The organism is Aminobacter sp. 01T433, assembly GCF_056398585.1.
The window spans coordinates 118,711-142,618 of record NZ_JBFTPR010000014.1; the positions used below are offsets into that span (position 1 = coordinate 118,711).

24 protein-coding genes are annotated in these 23,908 nt (G+C 61.7%); 14 read left to right on the forward strand and 10 right to left on the reverse strand.

Annotation, left to right across the window (positions count from 1 at the left end):
* Nucleotides 1–45 precede the first annotated feature (45 nt).
* Nucleotides 46–951, forward strand: coding sequence for a KPN_02809 family neutral zinc metallopeptidase (ypfJ, locus tag AC1DLV_RS22415; RefSeq protein ID WP_476802258.1), 906 nt, complete (start codon nucleotides 46–48; stop codon nucleotides 949–951).
* Nucleotides 952–962: 11 nt separating this feature from the next.
* Nucleotides 963–1,880, forward strand: a complete 918-nt coding sequence (locus tag AC1DLV_RS22420) for an aldo/keto reductase (protein ID WP_476802259.1) — start codon at nucleotides 963–965, stop codon at nucleotides 1,878–1,880.
* A 33-nt stretch (nucleotides 1,881–1,913) separates the two neighbouring features.
* On the opposite strand, the gene AC1DLV_RS22425 is transcribed toward AC1DLV_RS22420, so the two are convergent.
* The gene (locus AC1DLV_RS22425) at nucleotides 1,914–2,198 is read right to left on the reverse strand and encodes a PilZ domain-containing protein (RefSeq protein ID WP_476802260.1); all 285 of its coding nucleotides are present in this window, start codon (nucleotides 2,196–2,198) and stop codon (nucleotides 1,914–1,916) included.
* A gap of 374 nt (nucleotides 2,199–2,572) precedes the next feature.
* Between AC1DLV_RS22425 and AC1DLV_RS22430 the strand changes: the two genes are divergently transcribed.
* The 3 genes from AC1DLV_RS22430 (at nucleotide 2,573) to AC1DLV_RS22440 (ending at nucleotide 4,159) form a co-directional block, all read left to right on the forward strand.
* Nucleotides 2,573–3,172: a YdeI/OmpD-associated family protein gene (locus tag AC1DLV_RS22430; RefSeq protein ID WP_476802261.1), complete on the forward strand. Its 600-nt coding sequence runs from the start codon at nucleotides 2,573–2,575 to the stop codon at nucleotides 3,170–3,172.
* Nucleotides 3,173–3,310: 138 nt separating this feature from the next.
* Nucleotides 3,311–3,652: an ArsR/SmtB family transcription factor gene (locus tag AC1DLV_RS22435; RefSeq protein ID WP_476802262.1), complete on the forward strand. Its 342-nt coding sequence runs from the start codon at nucleotides 3,311–3,313 to the stop codon at nucleotides 3,650–3,652.
* A 21-nt stretch (nucleotides 3,653–3,673) separates the two neighbouring features.
* Nucleotides 3,674–4,159, forward strand: a complete 486-nt coding sequence (locus tag AC1DLV_RS22440; RefSeq protein WP_476802263.1) for an SRPBCC family protein — start codon at nucleotides 3,674–3,676, stop codon at nucleotides 4,157–4,159.
* A gap of 92 nt (nucleotides 4,160–4,251) precedes the next feature.
* Here AC1DLV_RS22440 and carA read toward each other — a convergent pair whose 3' ends face one another.
* On the reverse strand, nucleotides 4,252–5,454 hold the full coding sequence (carA, locus tag AC1DLV_RS22445; protein ID WP_476802264.1) for a glutamine-hydrolyzing carbamoyl-phosphate synthase small subunit: 1,203 nt from the start codon (nucleotides 5,452–5,454) through the stop codon (nucleotides 4,252–4,254).
* A gap of 289 nt (nucleotides 5,455–5,743) precedes the next feature.
* Between carA and AC1DLV_RS22450 the strand changes: the two genes are divergently transcribed.
* Nucleotides 5,744–6,193 carry a GatB/YqeY domain-containing protein gene (locus tag AC1DLV_RS22450; protein ID WP_476802265.1) on the forward strand — a complete coding sequence of 150 codons (450 nt, stop codon included), beginning with the start codon at nucleotides 5,744–5,746 and terminating at the stop codon, nucleotides 6,191–6,193.
* Nucleotides 6,194–6,263: 70 nt separating this feature from the next.
* On the opposite strand, the gene AC1DLV_RS22455 is transcribed toward AC1DLV_RS22450, so the two are convergent.
* The 4 genes from AC1DLV_RS22455 to AC1DLV_RS22470 all read right to left on the reverse strand — a co-directional run bounded on the left by AC1DLV_RS22455 (nucleotide 6,264) and on the right by AC1DLV_RS22470 (nucleotide 10,213).
* Complete coding sequence (locus tag AC1DLV_RS22455; RefSeq protein ID WP_476802266.1) at nucleotides 6,264–7,427, reverse strand: M20 aminoacylase family protein; 1,164 nt, start codon at nucleotides 7,425–7,427, stop codon at nucleotides 6,264–6,266.
* 333 nt (nucleotides 7,428–7,760) lie between these two features.
* Nucleotides 7,761–9,425 (reverse strand): Na/Pi cotransporter family protein, encoded by a 1,665-nt coding sequence (locus AC1DLV_RS22460; RefSeq protein ID WP_476802267.1) that lies wholly within the window; start codon nucleotides 9,423–9,425, stop codon nucleotides 7,761–7,763.
* A gap of 193 nt (nucleotides 9,426–9,618) precedes the next feature.
* Nucleotides 9,619–9,954 (reverse strand): BrnA antitoxin family protein, encoded by a 336-nt coding sequence (locus tag AC1DLV_RS22465; RefSeq protein WP_476802268.1) that lies wholly within the window; start codon nucleotides 9,952–9,954, stop codon nucleotides 9,619–9,621.
* Nucleotides 9,917–10,213 (reverse strand): BrnT family toxin, encoded by a 297-nt coding sequence (locus tag AC1DLV_RS22470; RefSeq protein ID WP_476802269.1) that lies wholly within the window; start codon nucleotides 10,211–10,213, stop codon nucleotides 9,917–9,919. The genes AC1DLV_RS22465 and AC1DLV_RS22470 overlap by 38 nt, the downstream gene beginning before the upstream one ends.
* 202 nt (nucleotides 10,214–10,415) lie before the next feature.
* Between AC1DLV_RS22470 and dnaG the strand changes: the two genes are divergently transcribed.
* The 5 genes from dnaG (at nucleotide 10,416) to AC1DLV_RS22495 (ending at nucleotide 16,782) form a co-directional block, all read left to right on the forward strand.
* Nucleotides 10,416–12,359 carry a DNA primase gene (gene dnaG, locus AC1DLV_RS22475; protein WP_476802270.1) on the forward strand — a complete coding sequence of 648 codons (1,944 nt, stop codon included), beginning with the start codon at nucleotides 10,416–10,418 and terminating at the stop codon, nucleotides 12,357–12,359.
* A gap of 325 nt (nucleotides 12,360–12,684) precedes the next feature.
* Nucleotides 12,685–14,712: an RNA polymerase sigma factor RpoD gene (gene rpoD, locus AC1DLV_RS22480; RefSeq protein ID WP_476802271.1), complete on the forward strand. Its 2,028-nt coding sequence runs from the start codon at nucleotides 12,685–12,687 to the stop codon at nucleotides 14,710–14,712.
* A gap of 56 nt (nucleotides 14,713–14,768) precedes the next feature.
* Complete coding sequence (locus AC1DLV_RS22485) at nucleotides 14,769–15,026, forward strand: putative hemolysin (RefSeq protein ID WP_476802272.1); 258 nt, start codon at nucleotides 14,769–14,771, stop codon at nucleotides 15,024–15,026.
* 533 nt (nucleotides 15,027–15,559) lie between these two features.
* Nucleotides 15,560–16,096 carry a hypothetical protein gene (locus AC1DLV_RS22490; protein WP_476802273.1) on the forward strand — a complete coding sequence of 179 codons (537 nt, stop codon included), beginning with the start codon at nucleotides 15,560–15,562 and terminating at the stop codon, nucleotides 16,094–16,096.
* Nucleotides 16,093–16,782 (forward strand): glycine-rich domain-containing protein, encoded by a 690-nt coding sequence (locus AC1DLV_RS22495; protein ID WP_476802274.1) that lies wholly within the window; start codon nucleotides 16,093–16,095, stop codon nucleotides 16,780–16,782. Before AC1DLV_RS22490 ends, AC1DLV_RS22495 begins: the two co-directional genes overlap by 4 nt.
* An 18-nt stretch (nucleotides 16,783–16,800) precedes the next feature.
* Here AC1DLV_RS22495 and AC1DLV_RS22500 read toward each other — a convergent pair whose 3' ends face one another.
* Nucleotides 16,801–17,892, reverse strand: a complete 1,092-nt coding sequence (locus AC1DLV_RS22500; RefSeq protein ID WP_476836246.1) for a hypothetical protein — start codon at nucleotides 17,890–17,892, stop codon at nucleotides 16,801–16,803.
* A gap of 82 nt (nucleotides 17,893–17,974) precedes the next feature.
* On the opposite strand from AC1DLV_RS22500, the gene AC1DLV_RS22505 reads away from it, so the two are divergent.
* Nucleotides 17,975–18,628, forward strand: coding sequence for a class I SAM-dependent methyltransferase (locus AC1DLV_RS22505; protein WP_476802301.1), 654 nt, complete (start codon nucleotides 17,975–17,977; stop codon nucleotides 18,626–18,628).
* A gap of 96 nt (nucleotides 18,629–18,724) precedes the next feature.
* Here the strand turns inward: AC1DLV_RS22505 and AC1DLV_RS22510 are convergent, their stop codons facing one another.
* The gene (locus AC1DLV_RS22510; RefSeq protein WP_476802276.1) at nucleotides 18,725–19,384 is read right to left on the reverse strand and encodes a methyltransferase family protein; all 660 of its coding nucleotides are present in this window, start codon (nucleotides 19,382–19,384) and stop codon (nucleotides 18,725–18,727) included.
* Between the two features lie 107 nt (nucleotides 19,385–19,491).
* Nucleotides 19,492–21,654 carry a right-handed parallel beta-helix repeat-containing protein gene (locus AC1DLV_RS22515; protein ID WP_476802277.1) on the reverse strand — a complete coding sequence of 721 codons (2,163 nt, stop codon included), beginning with the start codon at nucleotides 21,652–21,654 and terminating at the stop codon, nucleotides 19,492–19,494.
* A 366-nt stretch (nucleotides 21,655–22,020) separates the two neighbouring features.
* On the opposite strand from AC1DLV_RS22515, the gene AC1DLV_RS22520 reads away from it, so the two are divergent.
* On the forward strand, nucleotides 22,021–22,551 hold the full coding sequence (locus AC1DLV_RS22520) for a hypothetical protein (protein WP_476802278.1): 531 nt from the start codon (nucleotides 22,021–22,023) through the stop codon (nucleotides 22,549–22,551).
* Between the two features lie 76 nt (nucleotides 22,552–22,627).
* Here the strand turns inward: AC1DLV_RS22520 and AC1DLV_RS22525 are convergent, their stop codons facing one another.
* On the reverse strand, nucleotides 22,628–23,053 hold the full coding sequence (locus AC1DLV_RS22525; RefSeq protein ID WP_476802279.1) for a VOC family protein: 426 nt from the start codon (nucleotides 23,051–23,053) through the stop codon (nucleotides 22,628–22,630).
* Between the two features lie 69 nt (nucleotides 23,054–23,122).
* Here AC1DLV_RS22525 and AC1DLV_RS22530 point away from each other — a divergent pair, with 69 nt between their 5' ends.
* The gene (locus AC1DLV_RS22530) at nucleotides 23,123–23,731 is read left to right on the forward strand and encodes a TetR/AcrR family transcriptional regulator (protein ID WP_476802280.1); all 609 of its coding nucleotides are present in this window, start codon (nucleotides 23,123–23,125) and stop codon (nucleotides 23,729–23,731) included.
* Nucleotides 23,732–23,908 lie beyond the last annotated feature (177 nt).

The window sequence follows — 23,908 nt, forward strand, 5'->3', positions numbered from 1 at the left end:
GTGAGCGGAGCCGACCCCGCGACATGGAACATCAAGGATACGCCTATGCTGTGGAGAGGCCGTCGCCAGAGTGACAATGTCGAGGATGCCCGCAGCGACGGCGGTGGTGGCCTTGGCGGCGGGCTCGGCGGTGGCGGACGCCTGCCTATGGGGCCGCGCATCTCGACGGGCGGTGGCGGGCTTTCGGGCATCATCATCCTGGTGGTGCTGTTTTTCGCACTGCGCGCCTGCGGTATCGATCCGATGCAGATCCTCTCGGATGGCGGTTCAGGCTCCGGCGGCGGTCAGGTGACCCAGGGCGGTGCGCCTGCAAATGACGAGATGACCCAGTTCGTGTCGACTGTCTTGGCCGAGACCGAGGACACCTGGAACGGTATCTTCCAGGCCGAAGGGTTGAAATACCAGGAACCCAAGCTGCTGCTGTTTTCCGGGCAGGTCAATTCGGCCTGCGGTTATGCCTCGGCGGCTTCGGGCCCGTTTTATTGTCCCGGTGACCGCAAGGTCTATCTCGACACGGCCTTCTTCAACCAGCTGGCCAAGCAGTTCGGTGCTGCCGGCGATTTCGCCCAAGCCTATGTCATCGCCCACGAGGTCGGCCACCACGTACAGAACCTGACCGGCATCCTGCCCAAGTTCAACCAGATGCGGCAGCGCATGAGCGAGGCGGATGCCAACGCCATGTCGGTGCGCGTCGAGCTGCAGGCGGACTGTTTCGCCGGCATCTGGGGCCACTACACCGACCAGAAAGGGCTGCTTGAGCAGGGGGACCTGGAGGAGGCGCTGAATGCCGCCCGGCAGATCGGCGACGACACGTTGCAAAAGCGCATGCAAGGTTATGTCGTGCCGGAGAGCTTCAATCACGGCACCTCGGCACAGCGCCAGCGCTGGTTTGCCGCCGGCTTCAAGAGCGGCAAGCTGTCGGACTGCGACACGTTCAACAATCCGATCTGAGGCCAATCCAAATGGTTTCCGCCCGACGCATTGAACTTGTGCCTGGCGGTCCGTCGCTTTCGCGGCTGGTGTTCGGCGCCTGGCGCCTGCTGGACGGTCAAAGCCCGAGCGCCGAGGCTGTGGCGCGGCTCATCGATACGGCCATCGACCTTGGCCTGACCAGTTTCGACCATGCCGACATCTATGGCGATTATGCGGTCGAAGAAGCCTTTGGCGCGGGCCTTGCCCGCTTCAAGGGCAGGCGCGACAGCATCGAGCTCATCAGCAAATGCGGCATCATGCTGAAGTCGCCCAGCCGCCGGGAAAACCGGCTGAAGCACTACGACACCGGTGCTGCCCATATCACCGCATCCGTCGAACGCTCGCTCAGGAACCTTGGAACTGATTATCTCGACCTTGTGCTGATCCATCGGCCCGATCCGCTGATGGATGCCGACGAGATGGCCGCTGCCTTCGAGCGGCTGGTGACGGCTGGCAAGGTGCGCGCGTTCGGCGTGTCCAATTTCACACCGCAGCAATTCGACCTCTTGGCCTCGCGGCTGCCATTTCCCCTTGTCACCAACCAGATCGAGCATTCGGTGCTGGAGACCTCAGCACTGACCGATGGCCGTTTCGACCACGCGCAAAGGCTGCGCTACGCGCCGATGATCTGGTCGCCGCTCGGCGGCGGTTCGCTGTTCACTGGCGACGGTGCGCGCGAGCACAAGGTGCGTGCGGCGCTGACGGTGGTCGCAGCCGAGACCGGCGTCCATGATGTCGCAACGATCGCCATCGCCTGGCTGCTGCGTCATCCGGCGCGGCTTGTGCCGGTGCTCGGCACGATGAAGCCTGAGCGGCTGGCGCAACTGGCCAAGGCGCTTGATATCACGCTCGAGCGCCAGCAATGGTTTGCCATCCTCGAGGCAAGCGAGGGGCACCCGGTCGCCTGATGGTTCGCATGGCTGCGCGGTAGAAAGCTAACGCTACTGTTCCAGAAAACGTACGCCTACCGATGTCGGCGAGTACCAGCACACGCGTGCCGTTCGCTTCGCTGCCTCTCCGGCGATGGCCAGGCTGAACTCGGCTGGCACACCTGTCGTGTCGCCAAAATCCAACCTCGCGCCATTTTGGGACATGTTGCGAACAACGCCCTCGAAGGAGCAATAGCCGCCGAAAAATGAGAGTTTTGCGCCTTTCAGCGTGCGGCGCCGGCCTTCCTTGCGTTGTTCGACCTGTTCGCGCGTATTGATATCTATCACATATGCCATGGATCGCCACCGTTTCTCTAACACTGCAGCAGTCGCAAAGCAGGAAGCATGCCAACTGGAAAGACGAAGGCATGACGTCGAAGCCGCACGTCAGGCATGGAGGTTGTGGTTGGGCAGTTTCGCCTTGCACTCACAGTCTCTACTTGGGGACGTGCGTTGTTCCGATGCACGCGCCACTGCAAGATGTCTGCTGCACTTGGCCTGAGCCGCGAGATAGACTGGCATGAAGAGATGCGAGCATGCAGATTGAGCCGGCTATGTCGGCTTGCTGGTTGTGGTCGTGTTCGCAAACCCGGCTTCGCGGCGAGGCGCATCGAAAAGAGGAGAGCCATCTTGTCTGACGGATTTGTTGCTGACGTGGAGCAGGTGATCTGATGGCGCCCGTATATGTCGATCCAAACAAGGTCCGCGAGTTCGCCGATGCCGCGAGTTTTTACAACTGGCTGGGCGAGCACCACGACAGCCAAGACGAGATCTGGATCAAGATCCACAAGGTGGGGACGGGGCTCAAGTCGATTACGCCGAAGGAGGCTATCGACATGGTGCTGTGCTGGGGCTGGATCGACGGCGTGCGCAAGGGGCTCGACGACAGGAGCTTTTTGCAGCGCTACTCGCCGCGCGGCAAGAAAGGCACCTGGAGCCAGATCAATGTCGACAATGTCGCCCGCCTGATCACTGAGGGCCGGATGACCGAGCACGGGCTCAAGCAGGTCGAGGCGGCCAAGGCCGATGGACGCTGGGAGCGTGCCTACAAGAGCGGCAAGGACATGTTGATCCCCGCCGAATTGCAGGCGGCGATCGACGCCGAACCGAAGGCTGCGGAAATGCTGGCCAAACTTAGCGAGCAGAACCGTTTCGCGCTCGCCTTCCGCACCCACAACATGAAGACCGAAGCCGGGCGCAAGAAGAAGATCGAGACCTTCGTTGCGATGCTCAAGCGCGGCGAAACCATTTATCCGCAAGGCAAGAAATAAGCAGGCGTCTTCCTCGCGGCGCAACGCGTAAAAGCGTTGCGCTTCGGCTTCTTGAATGTCCTCAACCAAGTGGTTGACAACCCTTTTTGTCGATGCTATTCAACCGATAAGTTAATAACTTAGAGGTTGAATGATGGCATGACCGATCCTCTCTCCCTTACCTTTTCCGCTCTGGCTGATCCGACGCGCCGCGCGATACTGGCCCAACTCGTCCAGGGGCAGGCGAGCGTCGGCGAACTGGCCGCGCCCTACGACATGAGCCTGGCCGCCGTGTCGAAGCACATCAAGGTCCTCGAAAACGCGGGCCTGATCTCCCGCGAGAAGGACGCGCAGTATCGCTATTGCAAGCTCCAGGCCGGCCCGCTTCAGGGCATCGACGGCTGGGTGGGCGCCTATCGCGAACTGTGGAGCGACAATCTCGACCAGCTCGACGCTTACCTCGCCGACATGCAGCACGGCGACGACACCAACAAGCAGTGACACCAACAAAAGGAAACAGACATGAACAAGATGCTGGTCGAAACCCCCAAGGGCGAACCCGTCATCCGTATGACCCGTACCTTCGATGCGCCACGCACACTGGTATGGCGGGCCTGGACGCAGCCGGAACACGTGGCGCGCTGGTGGGGATCGCGCGCCATGGGAAATACAAAGGTTGTGAAGCTCGACGTTCGACCTGGCGGGGAGTGGCGCTTCGAGCAGACGGCACCCGACGGTACGGTGTTTGCCTTCATCGGCAAGTACATCGAAGTCGACGAGCCGGAGAAACTGGTCAACACCTTCGCGCTCGAAGGCATGTTCGAGGACAAGACGGTCATCGAGACGCATCGGTTCGAGGAGATCGACGGCAAGACGCAGTATAGCGGCATCACCCGCTTCGACAGCGTCGACGACCGTGACGGCATGGTCGCCTCGGGCATGGAAGCCGGCGCGCAGGAAAGCATGAACCAGCTCGAAGAATTGCTCGGCGAACTCGTTTCTGGCTGATCTTCCGCCGCCCAGCGGGCCGGCAACCCCAACAAGCCGTCCAACAAAAAAGCCCCGCGATGCGGGGCCTTTTTCATGAAGGTTGATGCCGCTCAGCGCTCGGCCAATGCCGGGTCGCCCTGGCGGGCGCGGATCAGGTTGACGAAGCGGCGGAAGAGATAGTGCGAATCCTGCGGGCCAGGCGACGCCTCGGGATGGTGCTGGACCGAAAACACCGGGCGGCCGGTGAGCGCAATTCCGCAATTCGAGCCGTCGAACAAGGAGACGTGGGTCTCTTCGACGCCGTCGGGCAGCGACTCGGCATCGACCGCAAAGCCGTGGTTCATCGACACGATCTCAACCTTGCCGGTGGTGTGGTCCTTGACTGGATGGTTGGCGCCGTGATGGCCCTGATGCATCTTTTCGGTCCTGCCGCCAAGGGCTAGCGCCAGCATCTGGTGGCCGAGGCAGATGCCGAAGACCGGCAGCTCGGTCTTGAGCAGGTCCTTGATGACCGGCACCGAATATTCGCCTGTCGCTGCCGGGTCGCCGGGGCCGTTGGACAGGAAGATGCCATCCGGCTTCATCGCCAGAATGTCTTCGGCCGAAGTCTTGGCCGGAACGACAGTGACCTTGGCGCCGAGGCCGGCGAGTAGGCGCAGGATGTTGCGCTTGACGCCATAGTCGATGGCAACGACATGCATGGTGGCTTCGTTGCGCTCGCCATAACCTTCGTTCCAGACCCAGGGCGTCTCGTTCCAGCTGGAGGACTGGCCAGATGTGACCTCCTTGGCGAGGTCGAGGCCAACGAGACCCGACCATGCGCGGGCGCGGGCCTTCAAATCGTCGAGGTCGAACTTGCCGTCGGGCGCATGCGCGATGACACCGTTGGGCATGCCCTTTTCGCGGATCAGTGCGGTCAACGCGCGGGTGTCGACGCCCGACATGGCAACGATGCCGCGCCGTTTCAGCCACTGGTCGAGATGACCGGCGGCACGATAGCTCGATGGGTTGGTGACGTCGGCCTTGAACACCGCGCCGACCGCGCCGAAGCGGGCCGCCGGGTTCAGGTCCTCGATGTCTTCATCGTTGGTGCCGATATTGCCGATATGCGGAAAGGTGAAGGTGACGATCTGGCCGGCATAGGAAGGGTCGGTGAGGACCTCCTGGTAGCCGGTGAGCGCTGTGTTGAAGCAGACTTCGGCGACCGCAGCGCCGGTGGCGCCAAGGCCTCGGCCCGTGATGACCGTTCCGTCGGCCAGAACCAGAACGGCGGTCGGCACTTCGGTTGCCCAGGGGGCGGTCTCTGAGGCCATGGCGATGCTCCTGCGTAACGGGCGCCGCGACTTGAAAAATGGCTCGCAAGGGGCCATATCGCGCAGCGAAAAGCACGGACGACCGCCGTCAGGCGAGCCCCGTGCACAAAACAAACTAGTCCTTGCAAGGCGCGGACAATAAGCGAAGGCCGGCGGGTGGTCAATGACCGCGCCGGCATTCACGGCTAATTATTTTTCCTAGCAAAAACAGGAAGTTGGCCATTGTCATTCGGTTTGCCACTGTGGCAGGTCGGCGTTATTGTTTGCGACACGTTCAGGAGTAATGGCCATGCGCGAGACACTCGCCGAGGCGCTGAAGACTGCATTGAAAGCCGGCGACAAGCGCCGCACATCGACGCTCAGGCTGATCCAGGCTGCGATCCAGGACCGCGATATCGCCCATCGCGGTTCCGGCAAGGACCCGGTGTCGGATGACGAAATCCTGCAGATCCTGACCAAGATGGTCAAGCAGCGGCAAGAATCGGCCAAGGCCTTCGAGGAGGGCGCGAGGCTGGAGCTCGCCGCGCAGGAACGCGATGAGATCACCATCATCACCGACTTCCTGCCCAAGCAGATGGAAGACGGGGCGGTGCGCGAGGCGGCGCAAAAAGTGATCGCCGAGCTTGGCGCCGAGGGCCTGCGCGACATGGGCCGCATCATGAATGCGCTCAAGGAGCGCTATCCCGGCCAGATGGATTTCGGCAAGGCGAGCGGCATCGTCAAGGAGCTGCTGCAGTAGGTTTTTCCGGCTCAGGCCGCGTGACCAAAAAAAGACGCCCCGGCTGGCTTCAGCGCGGGGCGTTTTTTTGTCAGGCCTGCGGCAGACGCTGGCGGGTGATCGCTGCGTGGAAGCGTGCGCCGTGGATCAACGCGGCGTCGTTGAAGTCGAATGACGGGTTGTGGAGCGGCGCCGAGCCTTCGCCGTTGCCGATATAGGCAAAGCAGCCTGGCACATGGTCGAGGAAGCGGGCGAAATCCTCAGATGCAGTGACGATCTCGCATTGGCCGTTGATGGCGCGGGGGGCGAAAACGGACACTGCTGCTTCAAGCGCGGCCTGGGTAGCGTCGGCGTCGTTGATCAACGGCACGAACTCCCTGGTGTAGGTCACCTCGGCCGTGCAGTTGTAGGTCAGTGCCGTGCCTTCGGCGATGACGCGCATCTGCTTTTCGATTTCAGCACTGACTTCGGGGCGGAAGCTGCGCGCGTCGCCCAGGATGCGGGCGAAGCCGGGCAGGGCGTTGCGGGTGCCGTCGGTCAAAAGCTCGGTGACCGACACGACCGAGATGTCTGCCGGGCTCAACCGGCGCGAAACGATGGTCTGCAGATTGGTGACCAGCGCGCAGGCGGCCACAAGAACCTCGCGCCCACCATGCGGACGCGCGGCATGGCCACCAAGGCCGCGCAACACGATCTCGAAATTGTCCTCCGCCGACATGATCGGTCCGGGGCGGGTTTCGAAATGGCCAACCGGCAGGCCGGGCATGTTGTGCAGGCCAAAAATCTCGTCGAAGGGGAAGCGGCTCATCAGCCCGTCGTCGAGCATGGCAAGGGCACCCTTGCCCCATTCCTCGGCCGGCTGGAAGATGAAACGCACCGTGCCGTCGAAGCCGCCTTCGCTGGCGAGCATCTTGGCTGCGCCCAACAGCATTGCCGTGTGGCCGTCATGGCCGCAGGCATGCATGACGCCCGGATTTTGCGAGGAATAGCCATGGCGGGCCTGCTCGGCGATGCGCAGGGCGTCCATGTCGGCCCTGAGGGCGATGGCGCGGTTGCCGGCACCGCGTCGCAGCGTGCCGACCACGCCGGTTCCGCCGACACCTTCGACCACCTCATCGAGGCCGAACGCCCTGAGCTTGGCCGCGACGAACGCGCTGGTGCACTTTTCCTCGAAGCCGAATTCGGGATGGGCATGCAGATCGCGCCGCCACGCGGTCATCTCGTCGATGAGAGTTTTCTGGTCGAGCGCGGCCATGTGCTGATCCCCCTGAACTGGTGGGGTAACCTCACCCAAGTCATCGCTGGCAGGCAAGGCCTATCGCTGGGGCCAGCGTCGCCTGATTGTGATGCTTGCCTTGAGTCGCGACCCTCGCTGTCGTCATCCCGGGCGAACGAAGTGAGACCCGGGACCTATTGATGAGCGCGGCCGGGTCCTGAGTTTGCTGAATCATTGACGAGGTGTGCCATGGTGAGGACCCGGCCGCGCCAGACGATGTTCCAGTCAATGGATCCCGGATAACCTGCGCTGCGCTTCGGTTTCCGGGATGACGGCCGGGTAAACGATTTCCAGGATGACGATCGCTGCCGCTCAGCTCGCCTTCAGTCGCGAACCGCTGAGCAGGCCCTGCTCTTCGAGCACCGGGTAGGCCATCGAGGCGAGCAGCGAGTTGATCTGCTTGAGGTCGCGGATGGTGTCGAGGTGGATCGAGCTTGTCTCGACGCTCTTGATGGTGCCGTCGCGCAGGCGCAGGAAATGGCTCTGACTGGTTGCTTTCTCGACGTCGCGCAGCCGGTCTTTTTCGAGCACGAGCTGTCGTGCGGTATTGGGATCGCGCGACACCAGAACGTTGAAGGCAAGCCGCGCGTTGGCCATGACGGCGGCGTGGAAGCTCGAAAGCTCGCGCCAGCCTTCGGGTGTGAATTCGAGGCCGCGATCGAGTTTCTTCTGCACATGGGCGAGCATGTTGCGGACGATGATGTCGCCGACCTGCTCGAGCTTGACGCAGGCGCCAAGCAGTTCCTGGCAACGTAGCGCCTCGTCCTCGGTCATCGGCCGGATGGTGGCCTTGGCGAGGTAGAGCTTGATCGCCGCATGCTTGCGGTCGACCCGATCGTCGAGCGAGGCCAGCGCCTTGATCTTGTCGTCATCGGCCTTCTCATACAGCTCGATGATGCGCTGGAGCATGATCTCGACGGTTTCGCAAACGCGGACCACTTCGCGGGTGGCGTTGGCGAGAGCCAGAGACGGCGTGTCGAGGGCGGCCTCGTTGAGGGCGCTCAGTTCGGCGACCGCTATGTCCTTGACCGGGTCGGCTTTGGCGCCGAGCGCCACGATCTTTTCAGAGGCGCTGTAGACGAGTTTGGCGAGTGGAATGCCGGCGATCAGGATCAGGCAATTGAACAAGATGTGGGCGTTGATGATCTGGTCCGGCACGGTCGAACCGAGGAAGGCGACAGACGGCTTGATCCACAAGAAGGCAACCAGCATGACGAGCGAGCCAGCGCCGCGCATCAGCAGGTTGCCGATGGGCACGACGCGGACGGCTGGCTCGGCGTTGCGCGTAAGCAAAGGCGCGATGATCGAGCTGCCGAGGTTGACGCCGAGCACCAGAACGATGCCGAGTTCGGGCGGAACGAAGCCGCGGCCCGCAAGGGCGACGATCAAAAGCACGGCGGCGATCGAGGAATGGAACAGCCAGGTGACGACGGCGGCGAGCAGGTAGGCGGTGACGGGATCGCCGGCGAAATAGTCGACGATGACCGGCAAAAGCTTGCTTTCGCGCAGCGGCTCGGATGCCTGGCCGACCATTTCGAGCGACAGCACCAGAAGGCCGATGCCAACGAGGATGCGGCCGGTCTGCTGCCAGCTACGCCGGTCGGTTGCCAAGAACATGGTGGTGCCGGCAACGAGGCAGAGCGGCACCAGAAGCGTCAGGTCGAAGGTCAGGATCTTGATGACCAGCGCCGAGCCGATTTCGGCGCCACGCACAGCGAGCTGGCCGGCAATGCCGCTGACGATGCCGGCTCCGGCAAAGGAGCCGACGAGCAAGGTGACGGCGGTCGAACTCTGGAAGGCTATGGCGAGTGCGGTGCCGGCAAGCACGGCCAGGATCGGATTGCGCATGGTGTTGCGCAGCTTGTGGCGCAGGACGTCGCCATAGGCGCGCTCGACACCGGTGCGAACCATGCGGGTGGCAAACAACAGCAGGGCGACCGCGCCGGCAAGATGGAGCAGGACGACCGAACCGCTCATTGGCTGCACCAGAGGGGGCTGCACCTGAGAGGGCTGCACCGAAGGGCGTTTGAGGAGGCGACCGCGATGGTCTGGGCGCGTAAACGAATCACTGTCATGGCCATGCCGATTAGATTAGCCGGATAATATTATTCGTCCATATTGCACACGTGTGCAATCGCGACAAGAGGTGTCGTATCCGGCCCGTGTACGGTCAGCCTCCTTTTTTGTCTTTCTTGGTCTCGCGCATGAAATGGCGCAGCACTGCATTGATGCGGGTCTGGTAGCCCTTGCCGGTGCCTTTGAAGAAGTCGATCACGTCCTGGTCCAGGCGGATCGAAATGGCCTGCTTGGGTAGGGGGTACACCACAGCCGCGTCCGTCCAGTCGACGTCGATAAGGTCAGCCCAGTCGGGATCCGAACGCATCGCTGCTTCGATGTCGGCGTCGGTCATGGCGTCGACGCGTGCCCAGTCGCTCTGGCTCTCGCCAGATGCTATTCTTTTGCGGATCTCATCCGCCGAATATTTGACGATATGTTGCTTGCTCATTTTTCCGTGCCGGCCTTACCGAAATGATACGGCACACGCTGCTGCGCATCGTGTAGACCGCTGCAATGACGCGTTTCGAAGTCTGGCAGATGGCCAACGTCCGCACTTCGTCATTCCTGTTCGACGGTTGCTCCAAATGCGGCAGAAGGAGTGCATTTGCTGCGTCCGTGAAGTCGATGTGCCGTTCGTCGAGTGTCCTCAGGCGTTTTCCCTCATCCCATTCGAAGTCGGAGATTTCGACGCTTTCGATGAACTGCATTTCCACGTTCCTGACCTATGGCATATTGGACGCATTAACATCTTGGGTCTCCTTTTGATTTGCCATAATTGGCGAGCGTGTATGGATTGTATATACAATCGTATTTCGCAGAATTCAAGCTGTGAACAGCGGGCATGACGGCGAATAGGATTAGTGTCGGGCGGGGCGAGCGCCTATATCAGGATGAAACAAGCAGGGCCCAATGCGCTTTTCCGACGGATTTTTGAGCGAGATACGCGACCGCGTGCTGATTTCGGCCGTTGTCGGCCTGCGCGTGACGTGGGACCGCAAGAAGACCAACGTACCACGCGGCGATTTTTGGGCGTGCTGCCCATTCCATGGCGAGAAGTCGCCGTCGTTCCACTGCGAGGACCGCAAGGGCCGTTATCATTGCTTTGGCTGCGGGGTTTCGGGCGATCACTTCCGTTTCTTGACCGAACTCGACGGCATGACCTTCCCTGAGGCGGTGGAGCGGGTCGCCGAGATGGCCGGCGTGCCGATGCCGGCGCGCGACGCGCAGGAAGAACGGCGCGAGCGCGAGCGAGCTTCGCTGCATGACGTCATGGAACTGGCGACCAAGTTTTTCGAGGACCGGCTGCAATCGGCTGACGGGGCGAGGGGGCGTGCCTATCTGCGCGACCGTGGGCTTTCGCCGGCAACGCAGCAGCAGTTCCGGCTCGGCTTCGCGCCCGACAGCCGCAACGCGCTCAAGGAGTTTTTGGCGTCCAAGGGCATCGAAAAGGCGCAGATGGAAGCCTGCGGGCTGACCGTCTTTGAGGACGTGCCGGTTTCCTACGACCGCTTCCGCGACCGCATCATGTTCCCGATCCCGGATTCACGCGGCCGCATCATCGCCTTTGGCGGGCGCGCCATGTCGGCCGAGGTCTCGGCCAAGTATCTCAACTCGCCGGAGACCGAACTCTTCCACAAGGGCAATGTGCTCTACAACTTCGCCCGTGCCCGCAAGGCCCTGCAAAAGGGCGGAGCGGTGATCGCGGTCGAAGGCTACATGGATGTGATCGCACTCGCCCAGGCCGGGTTCGACAATGTCGTGGCGCCGCTTGGCACGGCGCTGACCGAAAACCAGCTCGAACTGTTATGGCGCATGTCGGGCGAGCCGGTGTTGTGTTTCGACGGCGACAAGGCGGGCCTGAAGGCAGCCTACCGCGCCGCCGACATGGTGCTGCCGCTGGTGGCACCGGGGCACACCGCGCGCTTTGCGCTGCTGCCGGAGGGCAAGGATCCCGACGATCTGGTCAAGGCCGAAGGACCGGAGGCGTTTCGCACCGTGCTTGCCGCCGCACGGCCATTGTCCGAGCTGATCTGGATGCGCGAGACGTCGGGCGGGTTGTTCGACACGCCCGAGCGTCGCGCCGAGCTTGAAAAGACGCTGCGCGAGCTGACCGGCAGGATCAAGGACGAGAGCGTCCGCTACCACTACCAGCAGGAGATGCGCGAACGCGTGCTGAATTTCTTCGGCAACCAGCGCGGCCGCCAGCAAGGGCAGGGCGGTGGCAAGGGGTCGTTCAACAAGGGTGGCGAGCGCGGGCAATGGAACAAGGGCGGCGGCGCGGGCGCCAAGGCGGGCCGGTTCGCCGTGTCTGAAAGCCTGGCGCGCTCGGCGATGGTCAAACGCGCCGGTGGCATCATGCCATTGCGCGAGGCAGCCATCGTGGTGGCGCTTGTCAATCACCCCTCGCTGATCGACGAGAATTTCGAGCATGTCGAACGCCTCGATCTCAGCCACGGCGAACTCAAGCAACTGCATTCCGTACTGATCGACGCCATGGCGCATGGCGAGGCCAATACGCGCGAAGCGGTGGTGGCGGCGATCGAGCGCGCGTCCTGTGCCGAGATGTGGGAGCGTGCCGTGGCGCTGGCGCGGCGCGCCCGGCAGTGGACGGCATTTGAGGATGCGGCGATCGAGGATGCCCGCGACGCCTTCGCGCAGGCGTTGCACTTGCACCGCAGCGCCCGCACCTTACATAAGGAGCTGAAACAGGCCGAGGCCGCGCTGGCTACCGATCCTACCGACGAAAACTACCGACATCTGGTGGAAGTTCAGGCGCAGTTTCATGACGTGCAGGCCACCGAAGCGCTTATCGAAGGCTTCGGGGTGTCGTCGGGTCGTAGCGGTCGCAACTGACGCGGCGGACCGATTATCCCGTATTTGATTCGCTTTTTTGGTGCGAATCATGCGAGAGGCGCTTGACCTTCCGACGGAATGACGGAATCAGGTCGATTCGAAAAAGTTAACCGGCGGCCGGGCCGCCAGTCGTGTCGATGGCCTGAAAATGCGGATTGGGGCGCTTGTCACTGGACAGGAAGATATTCCGCCACAGATATCACGGTTAATCTGGACTTAACACAGGTGCAGCTACTGGCAGTTCAGGCGCAGGTTCGATGAGCGCATCTGATTTGCACTGTCTAAGAGTTTAAGCGGCTGACGGGCCGCCTGGAGAAAGCGAAGAATGGCGACAAAAGAAAAGGAAGAGGTCGAGACTGAACGCGAAGGCGCCCCAGACGGACCTTTGCTCGACCTTTCCGATGACGCTGTCAAGAAGATGATCAAAGTCGCGAAGAAACGCGGCTATGTCACTATGGACGAGCTGAATTCGGTGCTGCCCTCGGAGGAAGTGACCTCCGAACAGATCGAAGACACTATGTCGATGCTTTCCGATATGGGCATCAATGTGGTCGAGGACGACGAGACGGGCGAAGAAGCCGAGGGCGAAAAGAGCGAGTCGGACGCCGAAGAAGACGCCAACGAGCTGGCCGAGCAGACCGGCACGGCTGTTGCTGCGACCACGACCAAAAAAGAGCCGACCGACCGCACCGACGATCCCGTGCGCATGTATCTGCGCGAAATGGGTTCGGTGGAGCTTTTGTCGCGCGAGGGCGAAATCGCCATCGCCAAGCGCATCGAGGCCGGCCGCGAGACGATGATCGCGGGTCTGTGCGAAAGCCCGCTGACCTTCCAGGCCATCATCATCTGGCGCGACGAACTCAACGAAGCAAAGATCCTGCTGCGTGAGATCATCGATCTCGAAGCGACCTATGCCGGCCCCGAGGCCAAGCAGGCGCCAGTGGTCGAGCGCATCGATGAAGACGCCAAGGCCAAGACAGACGACAAGCCGCGTCGCGGCGGCCGCGACGAAGAAGACGACATCACCAATGTCGGCGCCGACACCCGCGGCGAAGAAGACGACGAGGAAGATGACGAGGCAAGCCTGTCGCTGGCTGCCATGGAAGCGGAACTGCGTCCGCAGGTCATGGAAACCCTCGACGTCATCGCCGACACCTACAAGAAGCTGCGCAAGCTGCAGGACCAGCAGGTCGAGAACCGTCTCGCTGCTGCCGGCACGCTGTCGCCGAGCCAGGACCGTCGCCTCAAGGAGCTGAAGGACCAGCTCGTCAAGGCGGTGAAGTCGCTGTCGCTCAACAACGCCCGCATCGAGGCACTTGTCGAGCAGCTCTACGACATCAACAAGCGCCTGGTGCAGAACGAAGGCAAACTGCTGCGTCTCGCCGAAAGCTACGGTGTGCGCCGCGAGGAGTTCCTGCGCGAGTACCAGGGTTCGGAACTCGACCCGAACTGGACCCGTTCGATCGCCAACCTGTCCAGCCGTGGCTGGAAAGAGTTCACCAAGAACGAAAAGGACGCCATCCGCGACCTGCGCGCTGAAATCCAGAACCTCGCCACCGAAACGGCGATCTCGATCCTGGAATTCCGCAAGATCGTCAATCAGGTGCAGAAGGGCGAGCGCGAAGCAGCGATGGCCAAGAAGGAGATGGTGGAAGCCAACCTCCGTCTCGTCATCTCGATCGCCAAGAAATACACCAACCGCGGCCTGCAGTTCCTGGATCTGATCCAGGAGGGCAATATCGGCCTGATGAAGGCGGTCGACAAGTTCGAGTACCGTCGCGGCTACAAGTTCTCGACCTATGCGACATGGTGGATCAGGCAGGCGATTACGCGTTCGATCGCCGACCAGGCCCGCACCATCCGCATTCCGGTGCACATGATCGAGACGATCAACAAGATCGTCCGGACGTCGCGCCAGATGCTGCACGAGATCGGCCGCGAGCCGACGCCGGAAGAACTGGCCGAAAAGCTCGCAATGCCGCTCGAAAAAGTGCGCAAGGTGCTGAAGATCGCCAAGGAGCCGATTTCGCTCGAAACGCCAGTCGGCGACGAAGAGGATTCGCACCTCGGCGACTTCATCGAAGACAAGATGGCGATCCTGCCGATCGACGCGGCGATCCAGGCCAATCTGCGCGAAACGACCACGCGCGTGCTGGCTTCGCTCACCCCGCGCGAGGAACGCGTGCTGCGCATGCGTTTCGGCATCGGCATGAACACCGACCATACGCTCGAAGAGGTCGGCCAGCAGTTTTCGGTCACCCGCGAACGTATTCGCCAGATCGAGGCCAAGGCGCTGCGCAAGCTCAAGCATCCGAGCCGGTCGCGCAAACTCAGAAGCTTCCTCGACAGCTGAGGATGGATTAAAAGAAGCCCGGGCAAAACCCGGGCTTTTTTGTTTTGGAGGGTGTGATGCGACAGCTTGTGAAAACAGCGACGGGCCTTGCCGCACTTTCATTTGTGATGATCGGTGCTGCTGCTGCTCCGGTGCAGAAGCCCATCGGCATGGCCAACCCGGCATCGATTCATTGCGGCAACATCGGCGGACGTTCCGAAATCACCAAGGACAGCACCGGCAACGCGGTCGGCTATTGCCACCTGCCTGACGGACGCATCTGCGAGGAATGGGCGCTGTTCCGCGACAAGCAATGCGTTGCGCCGAAGCAATAGGACTATCGGGCCTTCCCCTGGGCTCCAGCCGCCAGGGTTTCCGCGGGTGGGCGCCGGCACGGCTCATCGTCCCCCGATGCGGCCAATAGGGCGCATCTTTAGGATCAAATACGGAGCACTGGCCAGGGGTGGCTTCGATCGCTACCTGCGCGACGGCGCATTGTCGCGCATGCAGCAGAGTATACACATCTTGGTGATAATCACTAATGTCTGAATAAGGTGAAGAATCGATCGGATAAAATCGTCAATCAAGAATATGCAGTTTTCGGAAAGCTTTTCTGTGAATTGACCGATTGTAACTCGCATACATGCCAAGCCGTTTGGCGGATATATTGAAATTTTATCTATGTAAATGACGTTTTTATTAGAAAATAACGTATTGATGTGGCAGTTTATTTGCTCATTCGCCTGATATTTACTTGAATATAAATCGGCCAAAATCTACTTATCATGCCGTCTGTATTGGTATATATATCGGCAAGGCTATCCTTAGTCTCTTGGGGGCAAAATCCAGGCGAGTGTGAGGATCAGATATGAACAGTCAGCAGTCTGACAATAATCATCTTCGTGCCCATCCTTTGCTCAGTCGACTGCTCGAAGCCGGCGCGAATGTCCGAGCATTCCGCGGTTATGTCGGGCCGGAAAAAGACAAAGGGCGTGTCAGGCTTTATCGGTCTCTGGGCGACCTGAGTTTCAGCATCGAGATCAACAAGAGCGACATTGTCGCGTCGGCCGCAGCTCCGGAGACGTTGCTGCCGCATGGCGGTACGGTGGTTTGGGTCAAACCTGATGCAGAAGTGATATGTCACGGCGATCAGGTCAATACTGTCGCGGCGCGTCGCCCGCGCCAATCCAGCGCCCGGTTTGCATCTCCCGCGATCAGCGGTGAGAAGCAAACGGTGTCCGGCCGGCTTGTCGAGGTACAGCGAGGTCGGCTGAACATCCAGTTGCGGCCGCGGGTGATGAGCACCTGCGCGTCCTGTTCCTGCTCGAGCTGCGAAACGCATCCCAGTTGCACGTCGACATGCAATAGTGTGGCGGCCATGCCGTCGGTGGTGGTTGGCCCGTGACGAGCTCGGAACCGACGCTCGTCGTGCCGGCTGACCCGGCGAGCTACGAACCTGTCCTAAGCTTCTCGGCTCCTTACTTGATCGAGAAGCTGGTCAAGGATCGTATCGTCGACACGCTCGACGAAGGCGAGGCATTGTTTGCCGAGGCAAGGAAATTCCTGATCCTTTCCTTTACGGATTCGGAGGTGTCGTGGAACATGTACTCGACGCGCGTCGACGAAGCGTGGCATCAGTTTGTGTTGTTCACCAGCCAGTACATCGACTTTTGCCACAGATATTTCGGAAAATACCTGCATCATAACCCAAGCAATGCACCCGAGATGCCCGGACGCACGGAGTTGAAGCCTTCAACCTTCGAGGGATTTCGCGTCCGCTACGAATCCGTCTTCGGCGAGCCATTGCCCGACATCTGGCTGGACGGCCAGTCAGTGTCGTTGTCGCGCCGCGTGATCAACGACACTGCGGGCAAGTCGCACGTGTCGGTCGAAGAGGGCATGGCGTGCCTGGCGGGCCCTGGCGGCAGGATTGACGTTGTGGTCAGCGACATCGCGCGTGACGCGTTGGAGTTCATTTCCCGCACCGGTTCTTTCTATGTCCGCGAACTGCCAGGCGCCCTCACAGATGAAGAAAAGGTCGGCTTGGTCGCGACACTGGTCGAGCACCGCGTTTTGCGCGTTGCGCCCTGAAAAAAAAGCGGGTCGTCGTCACCAGCATTCGCAGAGCTCCTCGAGCGGAAACGTCATACCCACCCGCGCCCACTGGTCGCCGACGCGCCGCATCGCTGAAGCTGCGCGCACGTTCCACTCCGGATGGCGCCCGCTCCGATCATTGGTATGGAACCCTTCTATATCTGCGCATGAGGCTCCGAAGCGATCGCGATTTCGCTTCGCTTCAGCCATGAGCCGATCCGCCCCGTAGGCTACGACCCGGTAATGTCGGGTGATGTTGGACCCGCCCATTGCCAGGCGCAGGTGATAGTCTTCCCAGTAGCGCAAGTAAGCGTCGAAATAGTCCATCTCGGCAACTTCGTGTTCGCCTAACCCGCCACTGAGCAGGTCTCTGGCCCATAGGCGTTCGATGTTTCCGCGTTGCACGAAACGGCTGTCTGCCGGGAGGCCTCCAGCCGTTTCATACGTCGAGATGCATGCCGGGACTGGATGGCGGATCGTGATGATGCCTTGCGCCCCGGCGCCGAGAACTGATTGAAACAGGCCAGGCGCATAGGCGGCCTTCGTTGCCTTTTTCGGGACCCAAATATGGTCATCGTGCTGGCTTGCTGTGGCGAAGAACAGTTCAACCATGGTGAGGTACTCAGCCATGGTGTGCAAGCTTTCGACCCAGGTGGTGCCGGCTCGGTCGAAACGCCACGGCCCCGCCTCCGGGAACCCGTCATGGGCGAGCACCGCAGGCACCCGGCTCGGCTCGTGTCCAATTGCGCGAAACAGCTCCTTGGTCAGGTATTTGCCCCCACTGCGCGGCGCGCCGACGACGAGCACAAAGCGGAAGCGTTGCTGCACGGCGCGGATCGCGTCGACGTCCCCGATGAGCAACGCCACAAACAGTTCATATGCCCGGCCGAGGTGACGCATGCCGGCCTCACTGTCGGCAATGCGCTGGTGCAGCTGGTGCGCCAGGCCAGACGACATCCGGCGGCCGAGCCGCTCGGCCCGTTCTTTCCCGTAGTCGGCCCAGCTCGAACCGTCGAATTCGACGCCAGCGAGCCATGAGTCGATGAATTCCAGGAATTGCTCCGATGGCGGCATCTGCGTGTCGGTCAACGTGATGCGCACGCTCATGCCGCCTCCATAGGCTGTTGCTGACCAAAGCCGCGCCACATGCTAACTTAGAGGTGTCGGTACGTCTTTAAGGAAAATCAGCATTCCTGACTGTGATTACGGACCTGAGTTCTGGAAATCCAAATGGGTGGATGGTGGAGGGGCGTTCACCGCAGGGGAACGTGGGCGCCTGGTCGCCACACATTGGCCGAAACTCCAGCTATGTCCGGGAAGCAAGATTTTGGTTCCGATGTCGGGGAAGTCGCCCGATATGGCGTGGCTGGCCGCGCACGGGTTCGATGTGATCGGCGTCGAAATCTCGCCGATCGCCTGCGAGGCCTTTTTCACCGAGCGCGACATCGTCCCCGACCGCGCTGCTGCCGGACCATTCGTGTGGTGGCGAGGCGGGGGCGTCACAATTTTGCAGGGGGATTTCTTCGACCTTGACGGCACATATGCCGGGGCACTGGACCGTGGTGGCCTCGTGGCCTTGCCGAAGCAGGGCCGTGCCCGGTATGCCAAACACCTAAGGCAGCGGCTGGAACCGGGCGCCGCTTTGCTGCTTGTGACGATCGAATACGACCCTGAACGTAGCCTGGGTCCGCCATTTCCGGTGTTTCCTGAGGAGGTGCGCGAGCTGTTTCCTGGCGCGGTCGAACGCACTCGAAAGCCGCTTCCTCAAGCCCGCTGGAGCAGTGTCGGCGGCGCCGACGCGGTGGTTTGGCTGATGAGGACGCGCGGTCCGACCGGCCTTTGAGCCTGCGCGAGGACTGGGTATGCCCTCGCAACGGGTGTCGCGAGGGTCGATCATCATTACTTGCAGGTCGTCATTCGCCAAAGGAGTGAGCGCCGCTCAAAACAACCCGGGCACCAAGCGCCAGGTCCGGCTGAAGTAGGCGTCGTATTCGGCGCCGAAATGTGCACGCAACAGGCGTTCCTCCGACGCGATGCGCGCGAGCAGGGGCAGGAGGGTCAGCGCGGTCAACACGAGGCCGACCCCGGAACGGAAGACGAGAGCCCAGCCGAGCGAATTGACCAGCAGGCCGAGATAGCTTGGATTGCGGATGACGGAATAGATGCCTGACGTGACCAGCCTGTGGCCCGGCTGGATGGCGACCAACCCACTGAAACGATTGCCCAGCACAAAGACCGGCCACAGTCGCAGGACGCCGCCTGCGGCGAACGTGGCGACGCCGATCCAGCGGATGGTGTCGCCGCCGATGGTCCAGACGTCGAGGCGGTCGGTGTAGGCGGGCAGGAAAGCATTGAGCAGGCCGACCACGCCGAAGGCCACAAGCACCCAGCGGTCGGAGCGGTCTTCCCGCTCGCCGGGGCTGAGATTTGCGCGGCTGAAAAGGGCGACTGCCCACAAAACGATGATGAGGATGGCGGCCGTGGTGCGCGCCGGGTTGGAAAAGTAGGCCCCGATGCCGCCAGCGCCGACAATCGCAAGCCCCAGGCTGATCAGCGTGCTTGCGACCGCAAACAAGACGATTCTGGGCGCAGCGATCATGGCGACCTCCGTTTCAGGCGTCGCCACTTATAGCAAAGAGCGCAGGCAACGGCGATTTTGCGCATTGCGCAGGCCCTCGCAACGGGTGTCGCGAGGGCCTGTCATCATCACTTGCAGGAGGTCATCAGCTTGCTGGCGACGAGTTCGTTGCCATTGAGCCTCAGGACCGAGCTGGCACTCTGGGTCAGCGACGTGGCTGACCACGTGCCCTGGTCGGCGAGACAGTTGAGTGGCGTGCCGACAACGGTGACATCGCCGCGGATGTTTTCCGCCGGGCCGGAGAAATAGAGGCCGGCCTTGGCGGCACCTTCGACGCGCATGTTGCCGAAGTCGATGTCCTTCACCGGACCGCCCAGGAAGGACCACTGGCTGCCGTAGATGAAGGCGCCGTAGGTGCCAGCATTGGTGATGGTGACATCGTTGAAGCTGATGCCGGCGACCGGGTTGAGGAAGATGCCGGCGTTGCGTGTGCCGTCTACCTTGAGACCGTCGACACGTACGTTGGTGGTGACAGCCTCCTCAGGCAAGGTGCTGGAGGTGACCAGCATCAGCCCGTTGACGCCGCCCTTGAGCGTCATGTCGGTGATGGTCACATCGGAGGTGCCCTGAAGCACGACCAGATCCATGTCGAGCCCCTGCGCGGAATTGTCGATGGTGACCTTGTTCATCTCAACGTCGTTGGCTGCGACGAGCAAGATGCCCTCGCGTCGGGACTTGGACATGGTGACATTGTCTATGGTGATGTCGTTGGCCGCGTTGGTGATGACAGGGGGCCAGCCTTTGTCATTGATACGGCTGCCGGCGAAGATGCCGTAGGTGACGCTGTCGATCACTGTATCCCGCACCGTCAACCCGCTGGTGCCGAGCGCGCTGATCGCGGCAAAGGGTGCCAGGTTCGGCCTGCCCACCGCGAATTCGCAAGCGGTGTTGTTGTCGCAGATATAGAGGTCGTGGATGGAAGCGCCTGCGATGGTTGCGCCGGTCACGTTGTCGAGCCGGATGCCGTCGCCGGCGGTCTTCGAAATGTCGACGTTGCGGATCGATATGTTCGACGTGCCGTTGCTCGCAATGCCCGCGAGCCCGCCTGAAATGGCGAGGTTGGCGATCTCGCTGCCGGTGCCCATGGTCACGACGTTCGCAGCGGGATTGAGCCCCCTGAGCGTCGTCGCCAGGCCGTCGTTGCGGAAAGCGGCAGCAAGCCGGCTGTTGGCGCCGCGCACAGCGATCGATCCGCCGCCACCGAGCATGTGCTGGCCTGCGCCGAGCTGCAATGTCTGGTCGAGCGAGATGCCGCCATTGGCCAGCACAAGCGCATTGGTGCCGGCGGTGGTGAGCGCTTCGTTGATGGCCGCGGCGTCGCCTGTGGCGGCCGAAACACTGACGACCTTGCCGACAGTCTTGCCATTGGAGATGAATTCGGCCGCTTCGACAGCGCCGGTCGCACCGGCATGGGTGCGGACGAAATCGGCGCGTTCGACGCGCTGGAACATCGGGTCGAAGGCTGCCTTGCCGTTGCTGTTGCCGCCAAGGGGCACACGCAGGCGGGCGGTGAAGCCAAACTCCGTGCGATCTTCGTTGTCGTATGAAACCGAGGTGCCAAGCGACAGCGTCGAGCCGGAAACGCCGGGCAGGCCGGCGAAGGTGAGTTCGGCGCGTGCCTTGACGCCTAATGTGTCGTCGATGCCGTCGCCCTCATACCAGTAGCTGCCGCCGAAAACCTTCATCTGGGCTTTCATGTCCTCGGGAAAGATCGGCACGCGCACGCCTGCTTCGATGTCCGCGCCGCCGCGTGCGACTTCGCGCCCGCCCTGGAATTTGAGCTCATTGCCGGAGATGAAGGCACGGCTCAGGTTTTCGACCTGCTTGGCGTCGGTCAGTGGCAGGTAGACATTGGTGCGCGCCTCGAAGCTGTTGCCGATGGCTTCCGCGCCGAAGGACAGCTGGTGGAAGCTATTGCCGAGGTCGCTGTTGAAGATGTCGAGGTAGCCATAAGCGCCGAGCACCCAGTCATTGCCGTAGCGATGGCGGTAACCCATGCCGAACGACGCCTGCCGCGCCGAGCCTTCGATAAAGCTGCCGCTGGCATCGAAGAAAACACCGTCGCCGCTGTCGAGCAGGAAGGGCATGAAGATGCCGAGCCCGCCGTCGCCTTGGCCGTAGGCGAGATTGCCTTCAAATTCGATGATGGGCTGCTGGGCTTGCGCGAGCGCATAGGAGGAGAGGGCGGTGCTGGAGACCAGCGCCGCTGCAAACAGGCTTGGGAATTTCATGATGGTACTTGCGATTCCGTTTGAACGACCGCGAGGTACAATACATGATTAAAAGAGTCCAGTTATTGAAGCCTTGCGGCTGTGGACGGAATTTCCTCTAACATTTCAATCAGATGTCTCTAATGGATCGAAAGCTTGCGCAAGCCCTTGCGGACGCTGGGGTATGTGGTGGCAGATGCGGAGGCTGCGGCATCCTGCCGGCAATTTGGCAATCGGCAGGGCCAAGTTTGATTGCGGCGCAGCGCTTCCCAGGGCAAAAAAAGGGCAGCCAAGGAAACGACCAATCGCTAAAAAGCCGCGTTCATCATGCGTTCAAGACGCGGCTTTTAACGTCGATCAGCACAACGAACCAAGGACATATATCCAGTGTCAATCGCCCACACCCTTACGATGCGGACGGCTTTCGCATCTATTTGCGTCGCAGGTCTTGCTGCAACCGTGTCGACGTTCACGCCCAGCCCTGCCTCCGCTCAACAACAGCGCCTGGTCCGCTGCGCTTCGGAAGGTGGCACATGCCGGCTGCCATTTCCGGCTGAAGTCGTCTACGGCGCGCAAGGCAGGACCACCTCGCGCTTTATCGATGAACCGGCGGTCCGCTGCTCGAACCGTGTCTTCGGCGACCCGGCGCCGGGCCTTCGCAAGGAGTGCTACATCGTCCAGCGCGGCAGAGGCGGTCGCGACAACTACGGCGGCGAATACGGTGAACCTCGTCGCAACAGGTGGGTTGTTTGCGCAAACGAGAACCAGTTCTGCGACTTCTATGGCCGCAAGCGCGTTCGCTATGGGACGATCGGACAATATGAAGAAGGCGTTTTCCGCGACGGCGTCGACTGCGACAACGATACGTTCGGCGACCCGGCGCCCGGCACCCGCAAGCGTTGCTATGTCCAGGACTAAGCCTGCCGGCCGGGCGTGAAGGCGAGATCGAGACTTTCAACGGAGGCGCCTCGCGGCGCCTCCGTTTTCGTTTGCGTCAGGCGTCAACCCTATCCGGCACATACAGCGCCTGGAACTCGGGACTCGGCGGGATTGGCGTGATGACGTCGATCAGCACGCCGTTGGGATCCCTGGTGATGAAGTGGCGCTGCCCGAAGTCTTCATCGCGAAGCGAGCGCAGGATCGGCAGTCCTTCCGCAACCAGCCGTTCATGCACGGCATCGACATCCTTGACCTCGAAATTGATGAGCAGGCCGGCGACCCGCCCGCGCCCCTCCTCGCGGATCGTCTCGTGGTCGCCCTGGACGATGGCGAGATCGACGCGCCTGTCTTCCGTCGACCGCAGGTGGACATACCAGCCGGCGTCAAACTCCGACGCGAAGCGGAAGTGCTGGATATAGAAAGCGGCGGTGCCGGCGACGTCGCCGGTCATCAGAACGGGATAGTAGCTGGTCGTTTTCATGGCTTTCCTTCTCTCCTCAATCAACATACAGTCTGCATGTAAATGTGAATTAACATACAGGCTGCATGTATGCAAGAGAGAATCCCACGCCGTTCCAACCGCGACCGCACCGAAGCGACGCGCGGCGACCTGATCGCGGCCGCGCGCAGGCTGTTCACCGAAAAATCCTATGCAGAAACAGGCACGCCCGAGATCGTGGCTGCGGCCGGCGTGACGCGCGGCGCGCTCTATCACCACTTCAGCGACAAGCAGGCGCTGTTCGCCGCGGTAGCCGAGCAGGAGGCGAGCGCCGTCGCCGACGAGATCGAGCGTGCAGCGCCGGTGGCGCTTGGTGCCCGCGAAGCGCTTCTGGCCGGCACCGAAGCCTATCTCCGGGCGATGCAGGTACCAGGACGCACGCGGCTATTGCTGCTCGACGGCCCGGCGGTGCTTGGCCGCGCCGGCATGGACGCCATTGACGAGCGCCACGGCAACCGCACGCTGCGCGAGGGACTTGCCGCCACCATGCGTGCCGGTGCGATGCGCAAGCTGCCCCTTGATGCACTCACCGGATTGCTTGCCGCCACATTCGACCGTGCCGCATTGGCGATCGACGCGGGCGCTTCGTTCAACGACCAGCTCGCGGTGATCGCCGCTCTCATCGACGGGCTGATGAAGGCGCCGCCGCAGCAGGCGTAAGCGACGTCTCTTCGCACAAACCTGTTTGATCCAGTTTCTTGCTGATGGCGGGCCAGGGCGGGAAGCCTCTGCGGCTATTGGCATGAGCCCCATGCAGGTCGGCCCAGCGCGAAACCACGGTTCAGCAAGGCAAACGGGCGCAGATTTGATCTTCTTCGCGCTCGGTTCTCCTCTTCA

Coding starts and splice junctions, on each gene's coding strand:
- dnaG (WP_476802270.1), top strand. CDS start 10,416: ATGCGCTTTTCCGACGGATTTTTGAGCGAGATACGCGACCGCGTGCTG.
- AC1DLV_RS22465 (WP_476802268.1), bottom strand. CDS start 9,954: ATGAGCAAGCAACATATCGTCAAATATTCGGCGGATGAGATCCGCAAA.
- AC1DLV_RS22530 (WP_476802280.1), top strand. CDS start 23,123: ATGCAAGAGAGAATCCCACGCCGTTCCAACCGCGACCGCACCGAAGCG.
- AC1DLV_RS22430 (WP_476802261.1), top strand. CDS start 2,573: ATGGCGCCCGTATATGTCGATCCAAACAAGGTCCGCGAGTTCGCCGAT.
- AC1DLV_RS22490 (WP_476802273.1), top strand. CDS start 15,560: ATGAACAGTCAGCAGTCTGACAATAATCATCTTCGTGCCCATCCTTTG.
- AC1DLV_RS22470 (WP_476802269.1), bottom strand. CDS start 10,213: ATGCAGTTCATCGAAAGCGTCGAAATCTCCGACTTCGAATGGGATGAG.
- carA (WP_476802264.1), bottom strand. CDS start 5,454: ATGGCCTCAGAGACCGCCCCCTGGGCAACCGAAGTGCCGACCGCCGTT.
- AC1DLV_RS22435 (WP_476802262.1), top strand. CDS start 3,311: ATGACCGATCCTCTCTCCCTTACCTTTTCCGCTCTGGCTGATCCGACG.
- AC1DLV_RS22500 (WP_476836246.1), bottom strand. CDS start 17,892: ATGAGCGTGCGCATCACGTTGACCGACACGCAGATGCCGCCATCGGAG.
- AC1DLV_RS22485 (WP_476802272.1), top strand. CDS start 14,769: ATGCGACAGCTTGTGAAAACAGCGACGGGCCTTGCCGCACTTTCATTT.
- ypfJ (WP_476802258.1), top strand. CDS start 46: ATGCTGTGGAGAGGCCGTCGCCAGAGTGACAATGTCGAGGATGCCCGC.
- AC1DLV_RS22525 (WP_476802279.1), bottom strand. CDS start 23,053: ATGAAAACGACCAGCTACTATCCCGTTCTGATGACCGGCGACGTCGCC.
- AC1DLV_RS22450 (WP_476802265.1), top strand. CDS start 5,744: ATGCGCGAGACACTCGCCGAGGCGCTGAAGACTGCATTGAAAGCCGGC.
- AC1DLV_RS22510 (WP_476802276.1), bottom strand. CDS start 19,384: ATGATCGCTGCGCCCAGAATCGTCTTGTTTGCGGTCGCAAGCACGCTG.
- rpoD (WP_476802271.1), top strand. CDS start 12,685: ATGGCGACAAAAGAAAAGGAAGAGGTCGAGACTGAACGCGAAGGCGCC.
- AC1DLV_RS22425 (WP_476802260.1), bottom strand. CDS start 2,198: ATGGCATATGTGATAGATATCAATACGCGCGAACAGGTCGAACAACGC.
- AC1DLV_RS22455 (WP_476802266.1), bottom strand. CDS start 7,427: ATGGCCGCGCTCGACCAGAAAACTCTCATCGACGAGATGACCGCGTGG.
- AC1DLV_RS22460 (WP_476802267.1), bottom strand. CDS start 9,425: ATGAGCGGTTCGGTCGTCCTGCTCCATCTTGCCGGCGCGGTCGCCCTG.
- AC1DLV_RS22420 (WP_476802259.1), top strand. CDS start 963: ATGGTTTCCGCCCGACGCATTGAACTTGTGCCTGGCGGTCCGTCGCTT.
- AC1DLV_RS22515 (WP_476802277.1), bottom strand. CDS start 21,654: ATGAAATTCCCAAGCCTGTTTGCAGCGGCGCTGGTCTCCAGCACCGCC.
- AC1DLV_RS22440 (WP_476802263.1), top strand. CDS start 3,674: ATGAACAAGATGCTGGTCGAAACCCCCAAGGGCGAACCCGTCATCCGT.